20 protein-coding genes are annotated in these 18925 nt (G+C 69.3%); 6 read left to right on the top strand and 14 right to left on the bottom strand.

The features are described 5' to 3' along the window. Positions 1 to 198 precede the first annotated feature (198 nt). Complete coding sequence (locus ACFYWI_RS11385) at positions 199 to 405, bottom strand: hypothetical protein (protein WP_389228891.1); 207 nt, start codon at positions 403 to 405, stop codon at positions 199 to 201. A gap of 193 nt (positions 406 to 598) precedes the next feature. Between ACFYWI_RS11385 and ACFYWI_RS11390 the strand changes: the two genes are divergently transcribed. Further along, positions 599 to 1450 carry a LuxR C-terminal-related transcriptional regulator gene (locus ACFYWI_RS11390; protein ID WP_389228894.1) on the top strand — a complete coding sequence of 284 codons (852 nt, stop codon included), beginning with the start codon at positions 599 to 601 and terminating at the stop codon, positions 1448 to 1450. Positions 1451 to 1616: 166 nt separating this feature from the next. Here ACFYWI_RS11390 and ACFYWI_RS11395 read toward each other — a convergent pair whose 3' ends face one another. The 6 genes from ACFYWI_RS11395 to ACFYWI_RS11420 form a co-directional block, all read right to left on the bottom strand. Continuing rightward, complete coding sequence (locus ACFYWI_RS11395) at positions 1617 to 2315, bottom strand: SDR family oxidoreductase (RefSeq protein ID WP_389228896.1); 699 nt, start codon at positions 2313 to 2315, stop codon at positions 1617 to 1619. 419 nt (positions 2316 to 2734) lie between these two features. Beyond that, a complete protein-coding gene (locus ACFYWI_RS11400; protein WP_389228899.1) occupies positions 2735 to 3178 on the bottom strand; it encodes a hypothetical protein in 444 nt (147 codons plus the stop codon). Between the two features lie 565 nt (positions 3179 to 3743). Continuing rightward, positions 3744 to 4142: a PIN domain-containing protein gene (locus tag ACFYWI_RS11405; protein WP_389228902.1), complete on the bottom strand. Its 399-nt coding sequence runs from the start codon at positions 4140 to 4142 to the stop codon at positions 3744 to 3746. After that, the gene (locus ACFYWI_RS11410) at positions 4139 to 4417 is read right to left on the bottom strand and encodes a hypothetical protein (protein WP_389228905.1); all 279 of its coding nucleotides are present in this window, start codon (positions 4415 to 4417) and stop codon (positions 4139 to 4141) included. Before ACFYWI_RS11410 ends, ACFYWI_RS11405 begins: the two co-directional genes overlap by 4 nt. Positions 4418 to 4707: 290 nt before the next feature. Beyond that, positions 4708 to 6036, bottom strand: coding sequence for a class I SAM-dependent RNA methyltransferase (locus ACFYWI_RS11415; RefSeq protein ID WP_389228908.1), 1329 nt, complete (start codon positions 6034 to 6036; stop codon positions 4708 to 4710). Between the two features lie 104 nt (positions 6037 to 6140). Continuing rightward, positions 6141 to 8189 carry an APC family permease gene (locus ACFYWI_RS11420; RefSeq protein ID WP_389228911.1) on the bottom strand — a complete coding sequence of 683 codons (2049 nt, stop codon included), beginning with the start codon at positions 8187 to 8189 and terminating at the stop codon, positions 6141 to 6143. Between the two features lie 184 nt (positions 8190 to 8373). Between ACFYWI_RS11420 and ACFYWI_RS11425 the strand changes: the two genes are divergently transcribed. Together ACFYWI_RS11425 and ACFYWI_RS11430 are read left to right on the top strand one after the other, a co-directional pair. Further along, positions 8374 to 9042 carry a potassium channel family protein gene (locus ACFYWI_RS11425; RefSeq protein ID WP_389228914.1) on the top strand — a complete coding sequence of 223 codons (669 nt, stop codon included), beginning with the start codon at positions 8374 to 8376 and terminating at the stop codon, positions 9040 to 9042. Further along, positions 9042 to 9722 (top strand): potassium channel family protein, encoded by a 681-nt coding sequence (locus ACFYWI_RS11430; protein WP_389228917.1) that lies wholly within the window; start codon positions 9042 to 9044, stop codon positions 9720 to 9722. Before ACFYWI_RS11425 ends, ACFYWI_RS11430 begins: the two co-directional genes overlap by 1 nt. An 88-nt stretch (positions 9723 to 9810) precedes the next feature. Here the strand turns inward: ACFYWI_RS11430 and ACFYWI_RS11435 are convergent, their stop codons facing one another. The 4 genes from ACFYWI_RS11435 to ACFYWI_RS11450 are packed head-to-tail and all read right to left on the bottom strand — an operon-like array spanning position 9811 to position 14285. Next, positions 9811 to 10551 carry a DUF3159 domain-containing protein gene (locus tag ACFYWI_RS11435; RefSeq protein WP_389228920.1) on the bottom strand — a complete coding sequence of 247 codons (741 nt, stop codon included), beginning with the start codon at positions 10549 to 10551 and terminating at the stop codon, positions 9811 to 9813. Between the two features lie 3 nt (positions 10552 to 10554). Beyond that, positions 10555 to 10980, bottom strand: a complete 426-nt coding sequence (locus tag ACFYWI_RS11440; RefSeq protein ID WP_389228923.1) for an OB-fold nucleic acid binding domain-containing protein — start codon at positions 10978 to 10980, stop codon at positions 10555 to 10557. Positions 10981 to 11013: 33 nt separating this feature from the next. Further along, positions 11014 to 11697 (bottom strand): response regulator, encoded by a 684-nt coding sequence (locus tag ACFYWI_RS11445; protein WP_389228927.1) that lies wholly within the window; start codon positions 11695 to 11697, stop codon positions 11014 to 11016. Between the two features lie 44 nt (positions 11698 to 11741). Then, positions 11742 to 14285 carry an ATP-binding protein gene (locus tag ACFYWI_RS11450; protein WP_389228930.1) on the bottom strand — a complete coding sequence of 848 codons (2544 nt, stop codon included), beginning with the start codon at positions 14283 to 14285 and terminating at the stop codon, positions 11742 to 11744. Positions 14286 to 14608: 323 nt separating this feature from the next. On the opposite strand from ACFYWI_RS11450, the gene ACFYWI_RS11455 reads away from it, so the two are divergent. Beyond that, a complete protein-coding gene (locus ACFYWI_RS11455) occupies positions 14609 to 15016 on the top strand; it encodes a YciI family protein (RefSeq protein WP_389228933.1) in 408 nt (135 codons plus the stop codon). Positions 15017 to 15043: 27 nt separating this feature from the next. Then, positions 15044 to 16288, top strand: coding sequence for an RNA polymerase sigma factor (locus ACFYWI_RS11460; RefSeq protein ID WP_389228937.1), 1245 nt, complete (start codon positions 15044 to 15046; stop codon positions 16286 to 16288). Between the two features lie 165 nt (positions 16289 to 16453). On the opposite strand, the gene ACFYWI_RS11465 is transcribed toward ACFYWI_RS11460, so the two are convergent. From ACFYWI_RS11465 to ACFYWI_RS11475, 3 genes are read right to left on the bottom strand one after another with little or no spacing between them, the layout of a single operon-like run. Beyond that, a complete protein-coding gene (locus tag ACFYWI_RS11465; protein WP_389228940.1) occupies positions 16454 to 17227 on the bottom strand; it encodes a DUF3710 domain-containing protein in 774 nt (257 codons plus the stop codon). A 1-nt stretch (position 17228) separates the two neighbouring features. After that, positions 17229 to 17741, bottom strand: a complete 513-nt coding sequence (gene dut / locus ACFYWI_RS11470) for a dUTP diphosphatase (protein WP_389228943.1) — start codon at positions 17739 to 17741, stop codon at positions 17229 to 17231. Then, the gene (locus ACFYWI_RS11475) at positions 17741 to 18361 is read right to left on the bottom strand and encodes a PaaI family thioesterase (protein ID WP_389228946.1); all 621 of its coding nucleotides are present in this window, start codon (positions 18359 to 18361) and stop codon (positions 17741 to 17743) included. The genes dut and ACFYWI_RS11475 overlap by 1 nt, the downstream gene beginning before the upstream one ends. A gap of 58 nt (positions 18362 to 18419) precedes the next feature. On the opposite strand from ACFYWI_RS11475, the gene ACFYWI_RS11480 reads away from it, so the two are divergent. After that, entirely contained in the window at positions 18420 to 18878 is a 459-nt protein-coding gene (locus ACFYWI_RS11480; protein ID WP_389228949.1) for a DUF3093 domain-containing protein, read from the top strand. Positions 18879 to 18925: the final 47 nt, after the last annotated feature.

The raw sequence follows: 18925 nt of genomic DNA on the forward strand, positions 1-18925 counted from the left end.
AGAGATCGCACGGCTTCCGTGGGACGGTCAGGCCGTGACCGCTCGCTTCACGTCGGGCAGCGGGAAAGGCCGTACCAGTCAGCCCGATTCAAGGCCGACACCTACGTGACGTCGGTTCGGCTGAGGTGATTGTTGCTCGGCAAGGTGACCCGGTCAGACTGTCACGGATCAACCATTCTCTCGCTGCGCCATGCGCGATCAGGAAGCGGCGCCGGGCTTTGCCCCATTCCAGCCGACATCTCCGGCATACAGCATGCCCGAACCGGTGCCCACCTCCGTCGGCGCTCCGGCCGTAGCCATCGACCACGAGCCGAGCCCGAGGGTTAACGCGACGAGTGCGCCGGTGACGTTGCCGCGGAAGGTGGTACGGGCAGCGCGGGTGAACACTGACAGATCCTGCAACATGAATCCAAGCTCCTCATACCGTTTGCCGTGCAGCTGGAAGGGAGGTTGGACCAGATCTCTCCCCCCAGAGATCGGTGCTCTCAATATGTCGCGGCCGCACCCGGCGGGCAAAGCTCTAAGATGGTTCGGGTTTCCGCAGTACCGGAAACCGCACGGTCCATAGTCAGGCAAAGCAGACATAACAGGGGGACGAGTGAAGAGTGCAAACGACTCAGAAGACGCCGAAAGCCCCCAACGTCATCACCATCTCGTCGCTCCGCCGAGCTGCTCGACGGAGCCGGAAGCGTTCTTCCGCGGAATGGTTGAACACCTGACGGACCTGAGTCGACTCACCGAAGAACACGTCAGCCGGCTGAGCAGCGCGTCGCCGGCCGCCAGCGGCCGACGCTCGGACATCCGCTACATCCACGGCGTATCCCATATAACTCAGGCAATCGGTGAAGCTCTCTCGGGAGCCAGGCGGGAAATTCTCACCGCACAGCCGGACGGTTCCCGCCCGAGCGAAGTCCTGAAAGAAGCTTTGGAAAGCGTGCGGCGTCACATAGCCGCAGGTATCGCAATGCGGACGCTTTATCAGCACAGCACGCGTTTCGATGAGGCGACCAAGGAATACGTGCGCGAGGTGACGAAACACGGGGCGTCGGTTCGTACCCTCGACGAGTTCTTCGACCGCCTCGTCATCGTGGACGACGTCGCGTTCATCGCCACGAACGACGACCGCACTTCCGCAGCCGCGGTGAGGGAGCCGGCCGTCGTGAGGTTCCTCCGCGACACGTTCAACAGGTCGTGGGACCGGGCGCAGCCCTTCCCCTTCGTCCCGCACCACGCGGCGAAGGCGGCGGACGAGGTCATCCCCGCCATCCGCGAGTCGATCAAGCGCCTGCTGGTCGAGGGCTATTCGGACAAGCAGATAGCACGGCGGCTCGGTATCGGCGAGCGGTCCCTGCAGACGCACATCGCGTCCATGAAGCAGGAACTGGGAGCACGCAACCGGTTACAGATGGGCTATCTGATGGGGCGAGCCAAATCGATGCTCGTGCAGTGACACCACTCTGCTGGTAGACGGGCGACGAGACCGAGCGTCCCGTCGCCCGCGCCTCTCCCGGACCATGTCAGCCCTTGAACGACCGGACAGGCGCGTCACGCCTCCCGCGGTCAGTGCGAGGAGCGGTCATCACACCACTGGCACGACCCCGCAGGAGGGCGCGAGGTCAGTTGACCTGGCCGGCCGGCCGCATGGTGAGGTGGTTGATGTCCACGCCTTCGGGCTGGTTCACGGCGAAGAGGATCGCCTCCGCGATCTGCTCGGCGCTCATCGCCGGTGCCGCCTCGGGGGTTCCGCCGCGCTTGTCCCAGAACGGGGTGTCCACGATCCCGGGTGCGACGAGGGTGACGCCGACTCCGTCCTTGGCGACCAGGAGCCGGGTGTTCTCGGCCAGCGCGTGCGCGGCCCACTTGGTGACCGAGTACAGGTTGCCGGGCGTGTTCCTGACGCCGGCGACCGAACCGACGATCACGATCCGGCCCTTGGACTCCCTGAGGTGTGGCAGTGTCTCCCGCACCAGCAGAGCCGGGCCGAGGACGTTGGTGAGGACCATGGCACGCATCGCCTCAGGGTTGTGGTCCTCCAGGGTGCCGGGCAGGGAGAACCCGGCGTTGGCGATGACCGTGTCCAACCGGCCCCACGAGCCCACGATGTGACGCACAGCGGAGGCGATATGGCTCTCGTCGCTGGTGTCACCGGTGAGCGTCAGCAGCCGCTCCCCCGCTCCGGCGGAGGCAGCGAAGGCAGCCAGTCGATCGGCGTCGCGGCCGGTGACGGCCACGCGGTGGCCCTGCTTGATCAGGGCGCGGGCGGTGGCGGCACCGATTCCGGTCGAACCGCCAGTGATCAGCGTGACGCGTTCCATGGAACAGCCTCCTCATTGAATGCGGGACATCGGCGGCCCGCCAGGTTCCCGGTGTCGACGACCGCGGGCCGGCGCATGGTGTCGACCAACTCCAGGTCGCCGTCGATCCGGGACGCGGTGACAGACGAACGGCCGGCCGCAAGGGCAGTTGGCGAACTCCTCCGGCATGCCGCCGGCGGTCAGCCGGTTGTACTCGGCATCGATGCTAGTACGTGGCCGCTGATCTTGTGACGGAGTCTGTGTGCTGTTGCGGACTGGGCACGATGTCGGGCGTGACAGCTGAGTGAGATGCCGAACTGCACGCGTCGACCGGCTCCTTGGGTCTCGTTCCTACTGGACGCGTGGTCGGTCCGAGACGGGCTCCACGAATGGGCCGAGCACTGTAGTGCCCGAGTAGCGACGTCGCTCCAGGTCCCCAACTAGCGGATGCTTTGCAGCAGATTCCCCGTGGCAGTGACCGTCCAGAACGACCATCCGTTGCGGTTCGGGTTGACGAGCGGGTTGAGGGCTCGCACCACGGCCACCGCCGCCCCACTGGGCGACTCGTACTCGCCTCGGCCGGGGCCGGAGTGAATCGTCACGATGCGGGAGGAGGGATCGTAGTAGGCATGGGTACGCCGGCCCTCATAGATCGCGTGAATCTCAACGCCCTGTTCGGTGCGGAGTTCCTGGACCTCCGGTCCGACGAGCGTGGGCGCGGCTCGGTCCTCTGCGATCACCGCCTCGTCGGCGGGCAGTTCGTCGGTGTCCTGACGGGCGGCCTGCCCGCCGTGGGCGGGAAGTCCCACGCTCGCCGGTGGTGGTGGTGAGCTTGGCGGTGTCGGGTCGAGGAAGGCGGCGACGCCGAAGTCGAGGACCTCCACAACTCGACCGTGAGGCCCATGGCGCGCAGTTCGCCCTCCAGAGACGTCTCCGCGCCTGTCCGGGGCCGGTGACGAACTATCGCAGGAGCTTGCGCAGTTGGCGCAGGTCACCCACTGCCGAGGCGGCGAGTGACCGGCCGTGCGGTGCGGGGCCCCGGGTGGCGGCACCGGTGGCGCTCGCACCACCAGTCCTTGTCGGAACCGGATGGAGCAGCGTCAGGCAGCGGTGGCAGCAGAGGTACGAGCCGTCCCGCCGTTGCCCTTCGGGGAGCGGAGTGACCATGACCGCCATCGGCAGGTGCTTGGGCAGTCGGGCCTGCGGCTCGACGCCGGGCGGCAGGGTGCGGGAGGTGCGGACGCTCGCCGTGCCGAGGGTGGTCGGGGATGCCGACAGCCCTGCTACGGCACCGCCTGCGAGGCCACCCCGAACGGCGGGCCAACGCCTGCACGCAGAAATCCGTCTGAATCGGGGGCGATAAACCTGGTCTGCCAAGGGCAGCCTCCCTCTCCAGTGGGCGTTCCGGCCCATACAGCCAGAAACCAGGCGATGAGGGCTGAAGGAAGGTCAGACTTTCTCAGGCACTACCCGCGAATGTTCGGCGGTGAGCATTCGGATGTCTTCTACGTCGGATGTCAGGATCGTCACTCGGCCGGTCTGAGCGAGAGCCGTGGCACACAGCATGGCATCGATGGCGTACTTGTGACCGTGGAGGCCGGCAGCCCGCAATAGGACGGCGGCGGACTGAGCGATCGCTTGCGTGACGGGCTCCACGCGGAGGCGGGACAGGGTCCACTTGAGGGCCGCGTCGTTGATCCTCGGGTGGATGACTTCGACCAGGACAGCGGCCGAAGTGATCGCTGGAAGGTCCGCCTCGCGGGCTGCTGTCAGCCACTCGTGGACGTCCCGGTCCCGCTGGACGGCCTTCGCCAGACCCTCGCTGTCCAAAATCAGGGCGCCGCTCACGCGGCAGCCTCGGCGCCTGGCGCTGAGCCGGTGAGTTTGGCCCGCTTGGATGCCACGGCCACGGGGTCTGCCGGGCCGTGGATCTTGTCGAAGTCCGCGATGAGCTCGTCCAGGTTGTCGCGCTCGATCTGGCGCTGCGCAGCTCGCTCGAGATACGCAGAGACACCGCGCCTGCCCACCCGCTCGCGGATGGCCTGCAGAGTGCCGGCGGTCAGCGACACGGAGATACCGCTACTCGGACCGTCACCCGGGAGGAAGTCAGCGTCATCAGCCATAGGAGTAGTTTGGCATTCGAAATGCTATAAAGCCACCCGCCCACAGCGCAGCTCCCGGAATCAGCGGAACCGGTCGCACCCGCGGACCCGACCGGGGAATGTGATGGTGCTCCAGAAAGTGCGTCGTTTGAGCGTCAACAGTCCAAGGAGTGCGCTGATGCCGTTGGCGCAACAGTGGACGCCCCTGCCTGAATCCGCAGGTCAGACGGTATGGGGCAGCAATCCGGCGCTTCACCCGACGGAGGGGCGGAAACAGGTCGAGCAGACGGAGCAACCCAAAAAGATGCAGGTCAGGCGCCCTTTGCCGTCGGCTCGAGGATCGCGACGCACTCCACGTGATGCGTCATCGGGAACAGGTCGAACGCCCGCAGCGTCCGCGGCTTGTAGCCGCCCTCCCGGAAGTACGCCAGGTCGCGTGCGAGGGCCGCCGGGTCGCAGGCCACATACGCGATACGGCGCGCGCCCAAGGACGCCAGCTGCTTGACCGTCTGCTTGCCCGCTCCCGCGCGCGGCGGGTCGAGGACGATCAGGTCGACCTCGGAGATCTTCGTACGCGGCAGGACCTGCTCGACCTTGCCCTGTTCGATGCGGACGCGCTCGAAGTGCTGGAGGTTGTGGCGAGCGTCCTCGACCGCGCGCTTGCCGGACTCGATACCGAGCACCGCGCCCTTCTCGCCGACCCGGTCGGCGATCGCGCCGGCGAACAGGCCGACGCCGCAGTACAGATCGAGCGCCATGTCGCCCTTGCGCGGCAGCAGGCCCTGCATCACGGCCTTGACCAGGACGTCCGCCGCCTGCGGGTGCACCTGCCAGAAGCCGCCCATGCCGACGCGGTAGGTGCGCTCGTCGGCGCGCTCACGGACGAAGGCGCGGCCGTGGACACGGTGCACTCCCCCGTCGCGCTCCTCGACCCGGAGCACCGAGACGGGCTTGTCCAGTTCGACCAGCGGGAGGCGGCCGCCGGGGCGCGGGGTGAGAACGACCTGGCGGTCGTTCGAGCCGGTCGCGGCGATCGCCTCGACCGTCTCCATCTGCGGCCAGTCCTGCTTCTCGATGCCCAGCTCGGTGACGCCCGGTGCGGCGATCATGCAGTGGTCGATCGGCTGGACGTCGTGCGAGCGGTGCTTGCGCAGACCTACACGGCCGTCGGCGTCCACCGCGTACTGGACGCGCGTGCGCCAGGCGGGCACCTCGCCCGCCGGGAGCTTGTCGCCCGGGGCGGGCATGACGGTCCCGTCCCAGCCGGCCTCCTCCGGCGTCAGGCCGGCGAGCCGCTGGAGCTGCTCCGCGATCACCTCGCCCTTGAACCGCCGCTGGGCACCCGGCTTGGCGTGCTGCCAGTCGCAGCCGCCGCACTTGCCGGGGCCGGAGTACGGGCAGGGTGCCTCGACCCGGTCCTTGGACGCCTCGATGATCCTGACGGCGTCGGCGCGCAGGAAACGCGAGTCCTCCTCGCCCTCCGTGATGCGGGCGACGATCTTCTCGCCGGGCAGCGTGTGCCGCACGAACAGCACCCGGCCCTCTTCGGTGCGGGCGATGCAGTGGCCGCCGTGCGCGACAGGGCCGACCTCCACCTCGTACTCCTGCCCGACCAGTGAGGATTCGGGGGCGTTCTGCATAGCGGGGTGACTCCAGAGGATCAGGGGGCTCACAGCGGAAACGGCCGGACGACCAGCCCACCAGTCTAGGGGGCTCATCGCCGGCCGTTCACCACGCCAATGGCTCAGCCCTTGTTGCTGGGCTCCTTGGGACGCCCGTCCACCGGTCCGCGCCGTACCGAACCCGGTGCATTCCATTCCTGGCGCTTCTTGGCCCGCTTCTTCGCGAGCTCCGAGGACTCGAGCTGGTACGGCACCGAGGTCACCATGACGCCGGGGGTGAACAGCAGCCGGCCCTTGAGGCGCAACGCGCTCTGGTTGTGCAGCAGATGCTCGTACCAGTGGCCGACCACATACTCGGGGATGATCACACTGACCGCGTCCCGGGGGCTTTCGCGCCGCAGGCTCCTCACGTACTCGATGATCGGCCGGGTGATCTCGCGGTAGGGCGAGTCGAGGATCTTCAGCGGCACATTGATGCCGCGCCGTTCCCACTCCTCCTTGAGCGCCTTGGTCTCGGCCGGGTCGACGTTGATGCTGAGCGCTTCGAGCTTGTCGGAACGCATCAGCTTGGCGTACGCGAGGGCGCGCAGGGTCGGCCGGTGGAGCTTGGAGACCAGGACGATGGAGTGGACCCGGGAGGGGCGCACGGTGTCGTCACTGGGCTCGTCGGGGGCGGCGATCTCGTCGGCGACCCGGTCGTAGTGCCTGCGGATCGCGCTCATCGTCCCGTAGAAGATCACCATGCCGAGCAGGGCGACCCAGGCGCCGTGCGTGAACTTGGTGGCGAGGACGACCACCAGGACCAGGCCGGTGAAGAAGGCCCCGAAGGTGTTGATCGCGCGGGAGCGGATCATGTGGCGGCGCTTGGCCTTGTCGCGCTCGGTCCTCAGATGGCGGTTCCAGTGCCGGACCATGCCGGTCTGGCTGAGGGTGAAGGAGACGAAGACACCGACGATGTACAGCTGGATCAGCTTGGTCGAGTCCGCGCCGTAGATCCAGACCAGCAGGACGGCCGCTCCGGCCAGCAGCACGATGCCGTTGGAGAAGGCGAGGCGGTCGCCGCGGGTGTGCAGCTGGCGCGGCAGGTAGCGGTCCTGGGCGAGGATCGAGCCGAGCAGCGGGAAGCCGTTGTACGCGGTGTTCGCGGCCAGGAAGAGGACGAGTGCGGTGGCCGCGGCCAGGACCACGAAGAAGAAGGTGCCGTCGCCGAAGACAGCGGCGCCGACCTGGGAGATCACCGGGTCCTGGACATAGCCGGAGCCGACCGGTGTGCCGTTCCGGAGCAGGTCCTGGCCGGGGTTCTCGGCCATCTTGACGTCGGTGGCCATGGCCAGGCCGATGATGCCGCAGAACATGATGCTGGCCAGTGCACCCATGAGCAGCAGCGTCGTCGCGGCGTTCTTGCTCTTGGGCTTGCGGAAGGCGGGAACGCCGTTGCTGATGGCCTCGACACCCGTGAGCGCGGCACAGCCGGAGGAGAAGGCGCGCAGCAGCAGGAAGACGAGTGCGAAACCGGCGAGGCCCTGGTGCTCGGGCTTGATCTCGAAGTCGGCGGTCGGGGCCTGCATGGTGTCGTCGAGGACGAGCCCCTTGTACGCGCCCCAGGCGATCATGATGAAGACAGCGGCGACGAAGACGTACGTCGGAATGGCGAAGAGCTTGCCCGACTCCTTCACGCCGCGCAGGTTCATCAAAGTGAGCAGGACAATTATGACGATGGCGCTGAGCACCTTGTGCTCGACGACGAAGGGGACGGCGGAGCCGAGGTTCTCCACACCGGAGGAGATCGACACGGCGACAGTGAGGACGTAGTCGACGAGCAGCGCGCTGGCGACGGTGAGTCCGGCCTTCGGCCCGAGGTTGGTGTTGGCGACCTCGTAGTCGCCGCCACCACTCGGGTAGGCATGGACGTTCTGCCGGTAGGAGGCGACCACCGTGAACATCAGAACCACGACCGCGGCTGCGATCCACGGGCTGTAGTGGTACGCCGACACACCCGCGATGGACAGAACCAGGAGGACTTCGCCCGGCGCGTAGGCCACCGAGGAAAGCGGGTCGGAGGCGAAGACGGGGAGTGCGATGCGCTTCGGGAGGAGCGTTTCCCCCAGCTTGTCGCTTCGCAGCGCCCGGCCGATCAGGATCCGTTTGGGCACGTCGGTCAGTTTGGACACGCAGAGGATCGTAAGCGTTCGATAAGAGCGGTGCCCATCCACCACCCGCTCCAGCGCCAAATCTCCTGTTCCTGGCCCGTCGGGGGTCCCCGTGGCGACCGCGCGTGTGTAGCTTGGGCGGCGGTCTGAGACCCTGTAAAGCCTTGACATCGAGCCAAGAACACGGACAGCCGGAAGGACGGTCGTGCACATCGTCATCATGGGATGCGGGCGAGTGGGAGCCGCTCTCGCGCAGACCCTGGAGCAGCAGGGGCACACGGTCGCTGTCGTCGACCAGGACCCCACGGCCTTCCGTCGGTTGGGTTCCGGGTTCGGCGGTCGCCGGGTCACCGGAGTCGGCTTCGACCAGGACACCCTGCGTGAGGCGGGGATCGAGGACGCGGGCGCGTTCGCCGCGGTCAGCAGCGGTGACAACTCCAACATCATCGCGGCCCGGGTGGCGCGCGAGATGTTCGGCATCGAGAACGTCGCGGCCCGCATCTACGACCCGCGGCGCGCCGAGGTCTACCAGCGGCTGGGGATCCCGACGGTGGCGACGGTCCGGTGGACCGCCGACCAGATGCTGCGCCGGCTGCTGCCGTCGGGCGCGGAGCCGCAGTGGCGCGACCCGAGCGGGGCGGTCCAGCTGGCCGAGGTGCACATCTCGTCGGCCTGGATAGGGCACAAGGTGAGCAAGCTGCAGGACGAGACGGGTGTACGCGTCGCGTTCCTCACCCGGTTGGGCGAAGCGATGCTGCCGTCGTCGCAGACCGTGCTGCAGGAAGGCGATCTGGTCCACGTGATGATGCGTACGGACGAGATCGCGAAGGTCGAGGAGGCCTTCGGCGAGGGTCCTGAGGAGGGCGGTCACTGATGCGGGTCGCTATTGCGGGCGCCGGCGCGGTGGGCCGATCCATCGCGGGTGAGCTGCTGGAGAACGGGCACGAGGTGCTCCTGATCGACAAGGCGCCGACCGCCATCTCGGTCGAGCGGGTACCGCAGGCGGAGTGGCTGCTGGCCGACGCCTGCGAGATCACGTCACTGGACGAGGCTGCGCTGCAGCGCTGCAACGTCGTGATCGCGGCGACCGGTGACGACAAGGTCAACCTGGTCGTCTCGCTGCTCGCGAAGACCGAGTACGGGGTGCCGCGGGTGGTGGCCCGGGTGAACAACCCTAAGAACGAGTGGCTCTTCAACGAGGCCTGGGGCGTCGACGTCGCGGTCTCCACGCCGCGTCTGATGTCGGCCCTGGTCGAGGAGGCGGTGAGCGTCGGCGACCTCGTACGGCTGCTGCGCTTCAGCCACGGCGACGCGAATCTGGTCGAGCTGACGCTGCCGCCGGAGTCGGCGCTGGCGGGCACGCAGGTGGGCGATGTGGCCTGGCCCGAGGACACCTCCCTGGTGACGATCATCCGCGGCTCGCGGGTCCTGACCCCGAGCCCGGAGGAGACGCTGGAGGCGGGCGACGAGCTGCTGTTCGTGGCCGCGCAGGCACGCGAGGAACAGCTGGAGGACCTGCTGTCGGTCCGCCGCGAGGACACCACGACGAGCTGACGCCAGCCGGATACGCGAAGGGCCCGGAACCTCATGGTTCCGGGCCCTTCGGTGTCTGCGGGGCGGCTGTGCCGTGAGCTGAGGGCGGCTATGCCTCGTGCCGCTGCGCGGCCGCGGCAGCCGCCGCCTTCTCCGCCCGCTCCTCCGCCTCCATCTCCGCGAAGACGTCGATCGGCGGCGGAGCCTTCGCCAGGAAGACCCATGTCAGATAGACCGCGAGCAGGAACGGCGGGATCTTCAGAGCCACCAGTACCCAGCCCAGCTGGGTCGTGTCGGCCCACAGGTACAGCGGGAAGAGGATCGCGCACTTGGCGAGCAGGATGAGGCCCCACGCCCAGCTCGCCTTGGCGTACGCCTTCTTGCGGCCCGGGTTGCGGGTCCGCCAGGAGAGGTTCTCCTTGAAGACCGGGCCGAGCATCAGGCCGATCAGCGGGACGCCCGCGATGGTCGTGATGATGTAGGCCAGCGCCAGGCCGAGGGTGTAGATCATGCCCGGCAGGTAGAAGTCCTTGGCGTTGCCGGTCATCATCGCGAACACGACGCCGAAGGCCACTCCGAAGACGCCGCTGAAGGCGTGCTTCACCGTGTCCTTGCGGATCAGCCGGACGGCGACGAGCAGCAGGGCGAGGGCAAGAGCCGAGATCGCCGAGATGTGCAGGTCCTTGTTGATCGTGAAGATCGTGACGAAGAGCAGTCCCGGCAGGACCGTCTCCACCATGCCGCGCACGCCGCCGAACGCCTCGAACAGCGCTGCCTCCGTGACGGCTTTGGCGTCGGCGTCCTGCTGCTGATCGGTCGTCGTGGGGGTCGGCTTGTCGACTGACGTCACCGGCTACTCCTGTCCGACTGGTCGGAGTTCGTATTTGGGATTGAACAGCACCCGGCGACCGTGGCTCATGGAGATCCGGCCGGAGGCGATCATTTTCCGGCCCGGCTCGATGCCCGCGATGGAGCGGCGGCCGAGCCAGACGACATCCAGCGGGGCCGATCCGTCGAAGAGCTCCGCCTCCAGCGCGGGGACGCCGGCTCGCGGACGCAGGGTGACCGTGCGCAAGGTACCAGTGACCCTGACGATCTGGCGATCACCACATTCGGCGATGCGGGTACACCCCGATGCCTGTGCGTCCTCCTGCAGCTCCTCGGACTCTATGTCCTGCTGGGAGGTGGAGAGCCGGTCGAGCATGCGGCGGAATCGGCCGGCCGGTCTCGCCGCCTTGTCTTCCTTCACTGCCTTCTCGGAACGGGGTACAGCGCTCATACAGAAAGCGTACCGGCCGCCACCAGGGGCGTATCAACGTTCGAAGCGGTATCCCATGCCCGGCTCGGTGACGAAGTGCCTGGGGTGGGAGGGATCGGCCTCGAGCTTGCGGCGCAGCTGGGCCATGTAGACCCGCAGATAGTTGGTCTCGGTGCCGTACGAGGGCCCCCACACCTCCTGGAGCAGCTGCTTCTGCCCGACCAGCCGCCCGGTGTTGCGCACCAGGACCTCGAGCAGATGCCACTCGGTCGGGGTGAGGCGGACGTCACGGCCGTCCCGGTGCACCTTCTTCGCCGCGAGGTCGACGGTGAAGTCGTCCGTCTCGACGGTGACGACATCGTCCTCGCCGCGGACCGGCTCCGCCCTGCGCACGGCGGCCCGCAGCCGCGCCAGCAGCTCGTCCATGCCGAAGGGCTTGGTCACATAGTCGTCCGCGCCGGCGTCCAGCGCCTCCACCTTCTCGTCGGAGGTGTGGCGGGCGGAGAGCACCAGGATGGGCACCCGGGTCCAGCCGCGCAGCCCCTTGATCACCTCGATGCCGTCCATGTCCGGCAGTCCGAGGTCGAGGACGACGGCATCGGGGTGGGAGGCCGCGGCCAGCTCCAGAGCCGACGCGCCGTCGGACGCCGCGTCCACCTCGTACTTGCGCGCCTTCAGGTTGATCACGAGGGCGCGGACGATCTGCGGCTCGTCGTCGACCACGAGCACCCGGGTCATTACCGGCCTGCCTTTCTGCCGTGTGGGCTCTTGTGCTGCTGACGTCATGACGTGACCTTGGCGGGCAGGTCGGCGTCGGCCGGGGGATGTCCCTGTACCGCCTTGAGAGTGAGGACCATGGTCATACCTCCGCCGGGGGTGTCCTCGGCCGTGAGCGTGCCGCCCATGGACTCGACAAAGCCGCGGGCGACGGCGAGCCCGAGGCCGACCCCGGCGCCGCGGGGCGCGTCCCCGTAGCGCTGGAACGGTTCGAAGATCCGTTCCTTCGCCTCGTCCGGCACGCCCCTGCCACGGTCGGCGACCCGCAGTTCGACCCGCTCGCCGAGTGCGCTGGCGCCGACGGCGACGGGGGTGGCGGTGGGGCTGTACTTCACGGCGTTCTCCACGATGTTGGCGACCGCACGCTCCAGCAGCCCGCGGTCGACGGCGACCATGGGCAGGGACTCGGGGATGTCCAGCTGGACACTGTCGGCGGGCACCGAGACGAGCGCCATGGGGACCACCTCGTCGAGGTCGGTCTCACGGATCAGCGGGGTGACGGTGCCGGTCTGCAGCCGGGACATGTCGAGGAGGTTGCCGACGAGGTGGTCGAGGCGGTCGGCGCCGTTCTCGATGCCCTCGAGCAGCTCGGCCCGGTCCTCCTCGGACCATTCGACGTCGTCGGAGCGGAGCGAGCTGACGGCGGCCTTGATCCCGGCCAGCGGCGTCCGCAGGTCGTGGCTGACGGCCGCGAGCAGGGCGGTGCGTATCCGGTTGCCCTCGGCCAGCTCCCGGGCGTTCTCCGCCTCGCCGACCAGCCGCTGACGGTCCAGTACGACCGCGGCCTGCGCGGCGAAGGCGGCCAGCACCCGGCGGTCCTCGGCGGGCAGGACGCGGCCGGACAGGGCGAGGGCCATCCGGTCGCCTACGGGCATGTCCACATCCGCGTCGTCGGGGCGCTGCGCCGGCCGCGGCCCGGCGCTCGCGGTGCAGGTCCAGGGGTCCACGTCGCTGGTGCGCTCGAGCAGCGCCACGGATTCCATGGCGAAGGTCTCGCGCACCCGTTCCAGCAGAGCGTCGAGTGCCGTCTCCCCGCGCAGCACGCTGCCGGCGAGGAAGGAGAGGATCTCGGACTCGGCGCGCAGCCGGGCCGCCTGGTGGGTACGGCGAGCGGCCAGGTCCACCACGGATGCCACGGCCACCCCCACCGCGAAGAAGATCACGATGGCGACGAGATTGCGTGGCTCGGCGATGTCGAGCGTGTGGGTGGGCGGGGTGAAGTAGTAGTTCAGCAGCAGCGAGCCCACGGCGGCCGAGGCGAGGGCCGGCAGCAGCCCGCCGAGCAGGGCGGCGACCACCGTGAGGAAGAGGAAGAGCAGAACGTCGTTGGCGAGCCCCGGGCCGTTCTCCAGGCTGGTGAGCAGCAGCGTGAGCAGGCAGGGACCGCCGACGCCGGCGAGCCATCCGGCGATGATCCGGGACCGGCCGAGCCGGGCGCCGCGGGCGACGGGGAGTCCGCGCCCCTTGCCCGCGTGGTCGTGGGTGACGATGTGGACGTCGAGGTCCGGTCCCGACTCGCGCGCGACGGTCGCGCCGACGCCGGGCCCCAGGAGGTACTGCCAGGACTTGCGGCGGCTGGAGCCGAGGAGGATCTGGGTGGCGTTGACACCGCGCGCGAACTCGAGCAGCGCGGAGGGCACGTCGTCGCCTATGACGTGGTGGAAGGTACCGCCGAGGTCCTCGACCAGGGTGCGCTGGACCGCGAGCTCCTTCGGTGATGCGGATGTCAGTCCGTCGCTGCGGGCGATGTAGACGGCGAGGATCTCGCTGCCCGAGCCCTTGGCGGCGACCCGGGCGGCGCGGCGGATGAGGGTGCGTCCCTCGGGACCGCCGGTGAGGCCCACGACGATGCGTTCGCGGGCCTGCCAGGTGGAGCTGATGTTGTGCTCGCCGCGGTACTGCTGGAGGTACTCGTCGACCCGGTCGGCGAGCCAGAGGAGGGCGAGTTCGCGCAGTGCGGTGAGGTTTCCGGGCCGGAAGTAGTTGGACAGGGCCGCGTCGACCTTGTCCGGTGTGTAGACGTTGCCGTGGGCCATGCGGCGGCGCAGCGCTTGTGGCGACATGTCGACAAGTTCGATCTGGTCGGCCCGTCTCACCACCTCGTCGGGGACCGTCTCCTGCTGCCGTACGCCCGTTATGGATTCGACGACGTCTCCGAGCGACTCCAGATGCTGGATGTTGACCGTGGATATGACGTCCACCCCGGCCGCGAGCAGCGCCTCGACGTCCTGCCAGCGCTTGGCGTTCCGGGAGCCGGGGATGTTGGTGTGGGCGAGCTCGTCCACCAGGGCAACGGCGGGCCGCCGCGCAAGGACCGCGTCGACGTCCATCTCGGTGAAGGCACTGCCGCGGTAGGTGAGCTCACTCCGCCGGATCTGCTCCAGCCCGTGCAGCAGCACCTCGGTACGCGGCCGGTCGTGGGGCTCGACGAAGGCCACCACGCAGTCGGTGCCGCGCTCCACCCGGCGGTGCGCCTCGGAGAGCATCGCGTACGTCTTGCCGACGCCCGGCGCCGCGCCGAGGTAGATCCGAAGCTTGCCGCGTCCCATGGCCTCATTGTCTTTCCATGGCCTCATTGTCTTTCGAGCGCTGCGCCGCGCCTGTTGTGCGCCCGTATCCGCGCAGCGTCGACCTTACGACGGGCGGGGGCGGCACAACGGACGGCGAGGTACTCCGGGGTGCGTATTGACGCGATTCTGACGCGGTTTCGGGGGTCGCCGGGCGGGCCGTGCGCGTTCGCCCGGCGGGCGGTCCGGGATCCCGCTAGCTTTTTCTGCGGAATCCCCCGCGGGATGTCGAAATCGTGTCGCCTGCTGCGACCTGTCCGTGAGAAGCGCCCTGCCGAACGGCGCGACAGTGTGAGGAGCGGACCATGAAGTACATGCTGCTGATGCAGTTCAGCGAGAAGACGGTCGATTTTCCGCAGATCGGTGATTGGGCGCCCCACGAGATCGAGGCACACATCGCCTTCATGAGGGACGCGAACACGACGATGGCGGACGCCGGCGAGTTCGTCGAGGGACAGGGTCTCGCGATGCCGGACACCGCGAAGATCGTGCGGGCCGGCGGCGACGGAGCAGCCGTGGTCACTGAGGGCCCGTTCCCGGAGACCAAGGAGTTCCTGGCCGGGTACTGGATCGTCGACGTCGACAGCGAGGAGCGTGCGGTGGAGCTCGCCGCCTTCGTCTCGACGGCCCCGGGCCCCGGCGGCACCCCGCTGAACATGCCCATCGAGGTACGACAGGTGATGTCGGCCCCGGCCCCGTCCGAGGAGCTGTGACAGCTGTCCGACGCTGACGACGCCGCGGTGCGGACCGACGATCTGTTGCGCGAACTCGCGCCGCGGATCGTCGGCGTGCTCACCCGCCGCCACGGAGACTTCGGCGCGGCCGAGGACGCGGTGCAGGAGGCGCTGCTGGCCGCCGCGACGCAGTGGCCCGAGGAGGGGATCCCGGACAATCCGCGGGGCTGGCTGATCCAGGTCGCCTCGCGCCGCATGGCGGAGCAGGTGCGCAGCGAGGTGGCGCGGCGGCGGCGCGAGGATCTGGTGGCCCAGCAGCTTCCGGAGGACCGCAGGGCGGCGCCGGCGGCGGACATCGAGGACGCGCCGGGCCGGGACGACACCCTCATTCTGCTGTTCCTGTGCTGCCATCCCGCGCTGTCACGGGCATCGGCGATCGCACTCACGCTGCGGTCGGTGGGCGGCCTGACCACGGCCGAGATCGCGCGGGCCTTCATGGTGCCCGAGGCGACCATGGGCCAGCGGATCAGCCGGGCCAAGCAGCGCATCAAGGCGTCCGGTGTGCCGTTCCGGCTGCCGGACGACAAGGACCGGGCCTCCCGGCTCGCCGCCGTCCTGCACGTGCTGTACCTGATCTTCAACGAGGGGTACGCGAGCAGTGCCGGGCCGGATCTGCAACGGGTGGAGCTGTCCCGGGAGGCGATCCGGCTGACGCGGGCCGTGCACGGGCTGCTGCCGGACGACAGCGAGGTGACCGGACTGCTGGCGCTGATGCTGCTCAACGACGCCCGGGGCCCGGCGCGTACGGGGCCGGGCGGGGAACTGATCCCGCTCGCCGACCAGGACCGCGGTCTCTGGGACGCCGAGGCGATCGCGGAGGGCGTCGCGCTCGTCACCGAGGCCCTGCCCCGCGGCCCGCTCGGCCCCTACCAGGTCCAGGCGGCGATCTGCGCCGTCCATGACGAGGCGGCCACGGCCGAGGAGACGGACTGGCCGCAGATCCTCGCGCTGTACGGCGTGCTGGAACGTCTCGGCGCGAACCCGGTGGTGACGCTGAACCGTGCGGTCGCCGCGGCGATGGTGCACGGCCCGGCGGCGGGGCTCGCCCTGCTGGAGTCCCTCGAGGCCGACGGCCGGCTGAAGGGCCACCACCGGCTTCATGTGGTCCGTGCCCACCTGCTGGAGATGGCGGGCGACCGGCAGGGCGCGATCGACCACTACCGTGCGGCGGCGGCCCGTACGAACAGCCTCCCGGAACGTCACTACCTGACCATCCGGGCCGCCCGTCTGTCGTCCGCGTCCGGGGGCTGACGCGCGGGGTCGGTGCTCGGCGATCTCGCCGTGCCCGGTTCCGGCGCGAGGCCCGGCAACCGCAGTACGGGCAGGGGCCGCACGGACGGGGCCGGCCGTACGACCGGGAAACGACCGGTGGGCCGCACTCCCTCAGGGGGTACGGCCCACTCGTCGCACTGTCGGTCAGCGGACCTCGGTGATCTCGGGTCCGCGCTGGAGCTGGCCCATGCCTCCGGAGAAACGGGATCCCTCCTGCTCCTCCTGCTGGACGCCCTCGGGCACCATCTGCGCGTCGTCCGGCAGCTTCAGGACGATGGGGTCGCGCGGCGCCATCGGTCCCTCGCCGCGTACCACGACGGTGTCCCGGAAGACCTGCTCGAGCAGCCCGGCGGCCTGGGGCTGCACCGCGCCCTGCCCGGAGATCACTCCGCGCAGGAACCAGCGCGGCCCGTCGACGCCGACGAAACGCACCAGCTGGACGCCGCCCGTACCGTCCGGCAGCTGTACGGGCACCTGGGCTCGCAGCTCCCAGCCGAGGGGGCCCTCGACCTCGTCGATGACGCCGCCCTGCTGGGTGATGCCGGAAGCGATCTCCTCACGGACCTCGCCCCAGATGCCTTCCTTCTTGGGCGCTGCGAAGGCCTGCAGCTGTACGGCGCTGTCACGCAGCACCACGGTGGCCGCGACGATCGCGTCGCCGGCGACCTCGACGCGCAGTTCCATGCCCTCGATTCCGGGCACGAACAGACCGCCGAGATCCACCCGGCCTTCGCCGGGCCTGGAAACTTCGGAGACGTCCCACGGGCCGTCGGGCCGGGGCGCCGGCGGAAGGTTCGCCCGGCGGGGCGCACCCTTGTCGTCGGCGTCCGTGTCGAGCTCGTCGACGACCTGCTCGGCCTCGCCCGTTGCGTCCGCCATGTCGTTGGCGGAACCACTCTTCTTGCGACGTCCGAACACGTCACTGTCCTTCCCGGTCGGATACGACCGAAGCGTATCGATTCCCACCCGCTGAGCCGTCCACGGCGGCATGACCGCCGGTGGACCCGAAGCCCCCCTCGGCCCGCGCCGAGCCGGGAAGCTCCGCAACCTCGTGGAAGCGCACCTTCTCGACCCGCTGGACAACCAGTTGGGCAATCCGGTCGAACCTTTCGAACCGCACGCTCTCGCGCGGGTCCAGATTGACCACGATCACCTTGATCTCCCCACGGTACCCGGCATCGACCGTCCCCGGGGCATTCACCAGGGCCACTCCACAGCGGGCGGCCAGGCCGGAGCGCGGGTGCACGAAGGCGGCATACCCGTCCGGGAGCGCGATGGACACTCCGGTGGGCAGCACGGCACGCTCGCCGGGAGCCAGTTCGGCGGCCTCGCACGTCACCAGATCGACGCCGGCGTCGCCGGGATGTCCGTACACCGGCAGCGGCACCTCGGGGTCCACGCGGCGGATCAGTACATCGACGGGCTCGCGCATCAGGGGTTCACCTCGAAGGCTCGGGCACGCCGGATCTGGTCGGGGTCGGCCATGGCTGCCTGAATCTCCTCGGGGCGGCCGTTGTCGATGAAGTGGTCGACCTTGACCTCGATGAACAGCGCGCTGGCGCGGACCGCGACCGGCCCGTCCGGGCTGCCGATGCGGCCCACGGCGGTGCAGTAGATCTTGCGTCCGGCGACGGCGGTGACCTCGGCGTCGAGGTGCAGCACGGTGTCCACGGGCACGGGGCGTACGAAGTCGGTCTCGAGCTTTCCGGTCACCGCGATCACCCGCAGCAGCCAGTTCAGCGAGCCGAGCGTCTCGTCCATGGCGGTGGCGAGCACGCCGCCGTGCGCGAGGCCGGGGGCTCCCTGGTGTGCGGGCTTGACGGTGAACTCGGCGGTGACGCGTACACCCTCCTCGGCCCGAGCCGCCAGGTGCAGTCCGTGGGACTGGGCGCCGCCGCAGCCGAAGCAATGCTCGTAGTGCGCGCCGAGGAGTTCACCGGGGGCAGGGGCGTCGGGGTGCCGCACCGGTGCTGTGGCATCGGCCGGCGGGGTCAGCGCACCGGGGCCGGCCGGAGGTCCGGGGGCCGCCCCCCGGGAGTTCGCAGTACTCACATGCGCAGACCTTACCCGCGCGGCTACCCGCCGATCGCCCCGTGCCAAGCTTGGCTTCATGCAGCCTTCCACCGCGCAGTACGCAGAACGTCTGACCGCCCCCCGATCGTGGTGGATCATCACGGCTCTGGTGGGCATCTCCGGCGGTCTGGTGCTGCTTCCGCTGGGGACGCTGCCGATGCTCGGCGGTGTGCTCGTGGCGGCGGCGCTGGCGGCCGCGCTGGTCAGCTCCTACGGCTCGGCGCGTATCCGGGTGGTGGCCGGGTCGCTTGTGGCGGGCGACGCCCGGATCCCGGTGTCGGCGCTCGGCGACGCGCAGGTGCTGGATGCTCAGGAGGCTCGGGCGTGGCGTTCGCACAAGGCCGATGCGCGCGCTTTCATGCTGCTGCGCAGCTACATTCCGACGGCGGTACGGATCGAGGTCATCGACCCGGCGGACCCGACGCCGTACGTCTATCTGTCGACACGCGACCCGGAGGCGCTGGCTGCCGCGCTGGCGGCGGTTCGTACCGCCTGAAGGACCTGGGAGTCACAAGGCCCGGAACGTCCGGGCTCCGACCCGAC

This window comes from Streptomyces sp. NPDC002889 (assembly GCF_042888425.1).
Classification (GTDB): Bacteria; Actinomycetota; Actinomycetes; order Streptomycetales; family Streptomycetaceae; genus Streptomyces.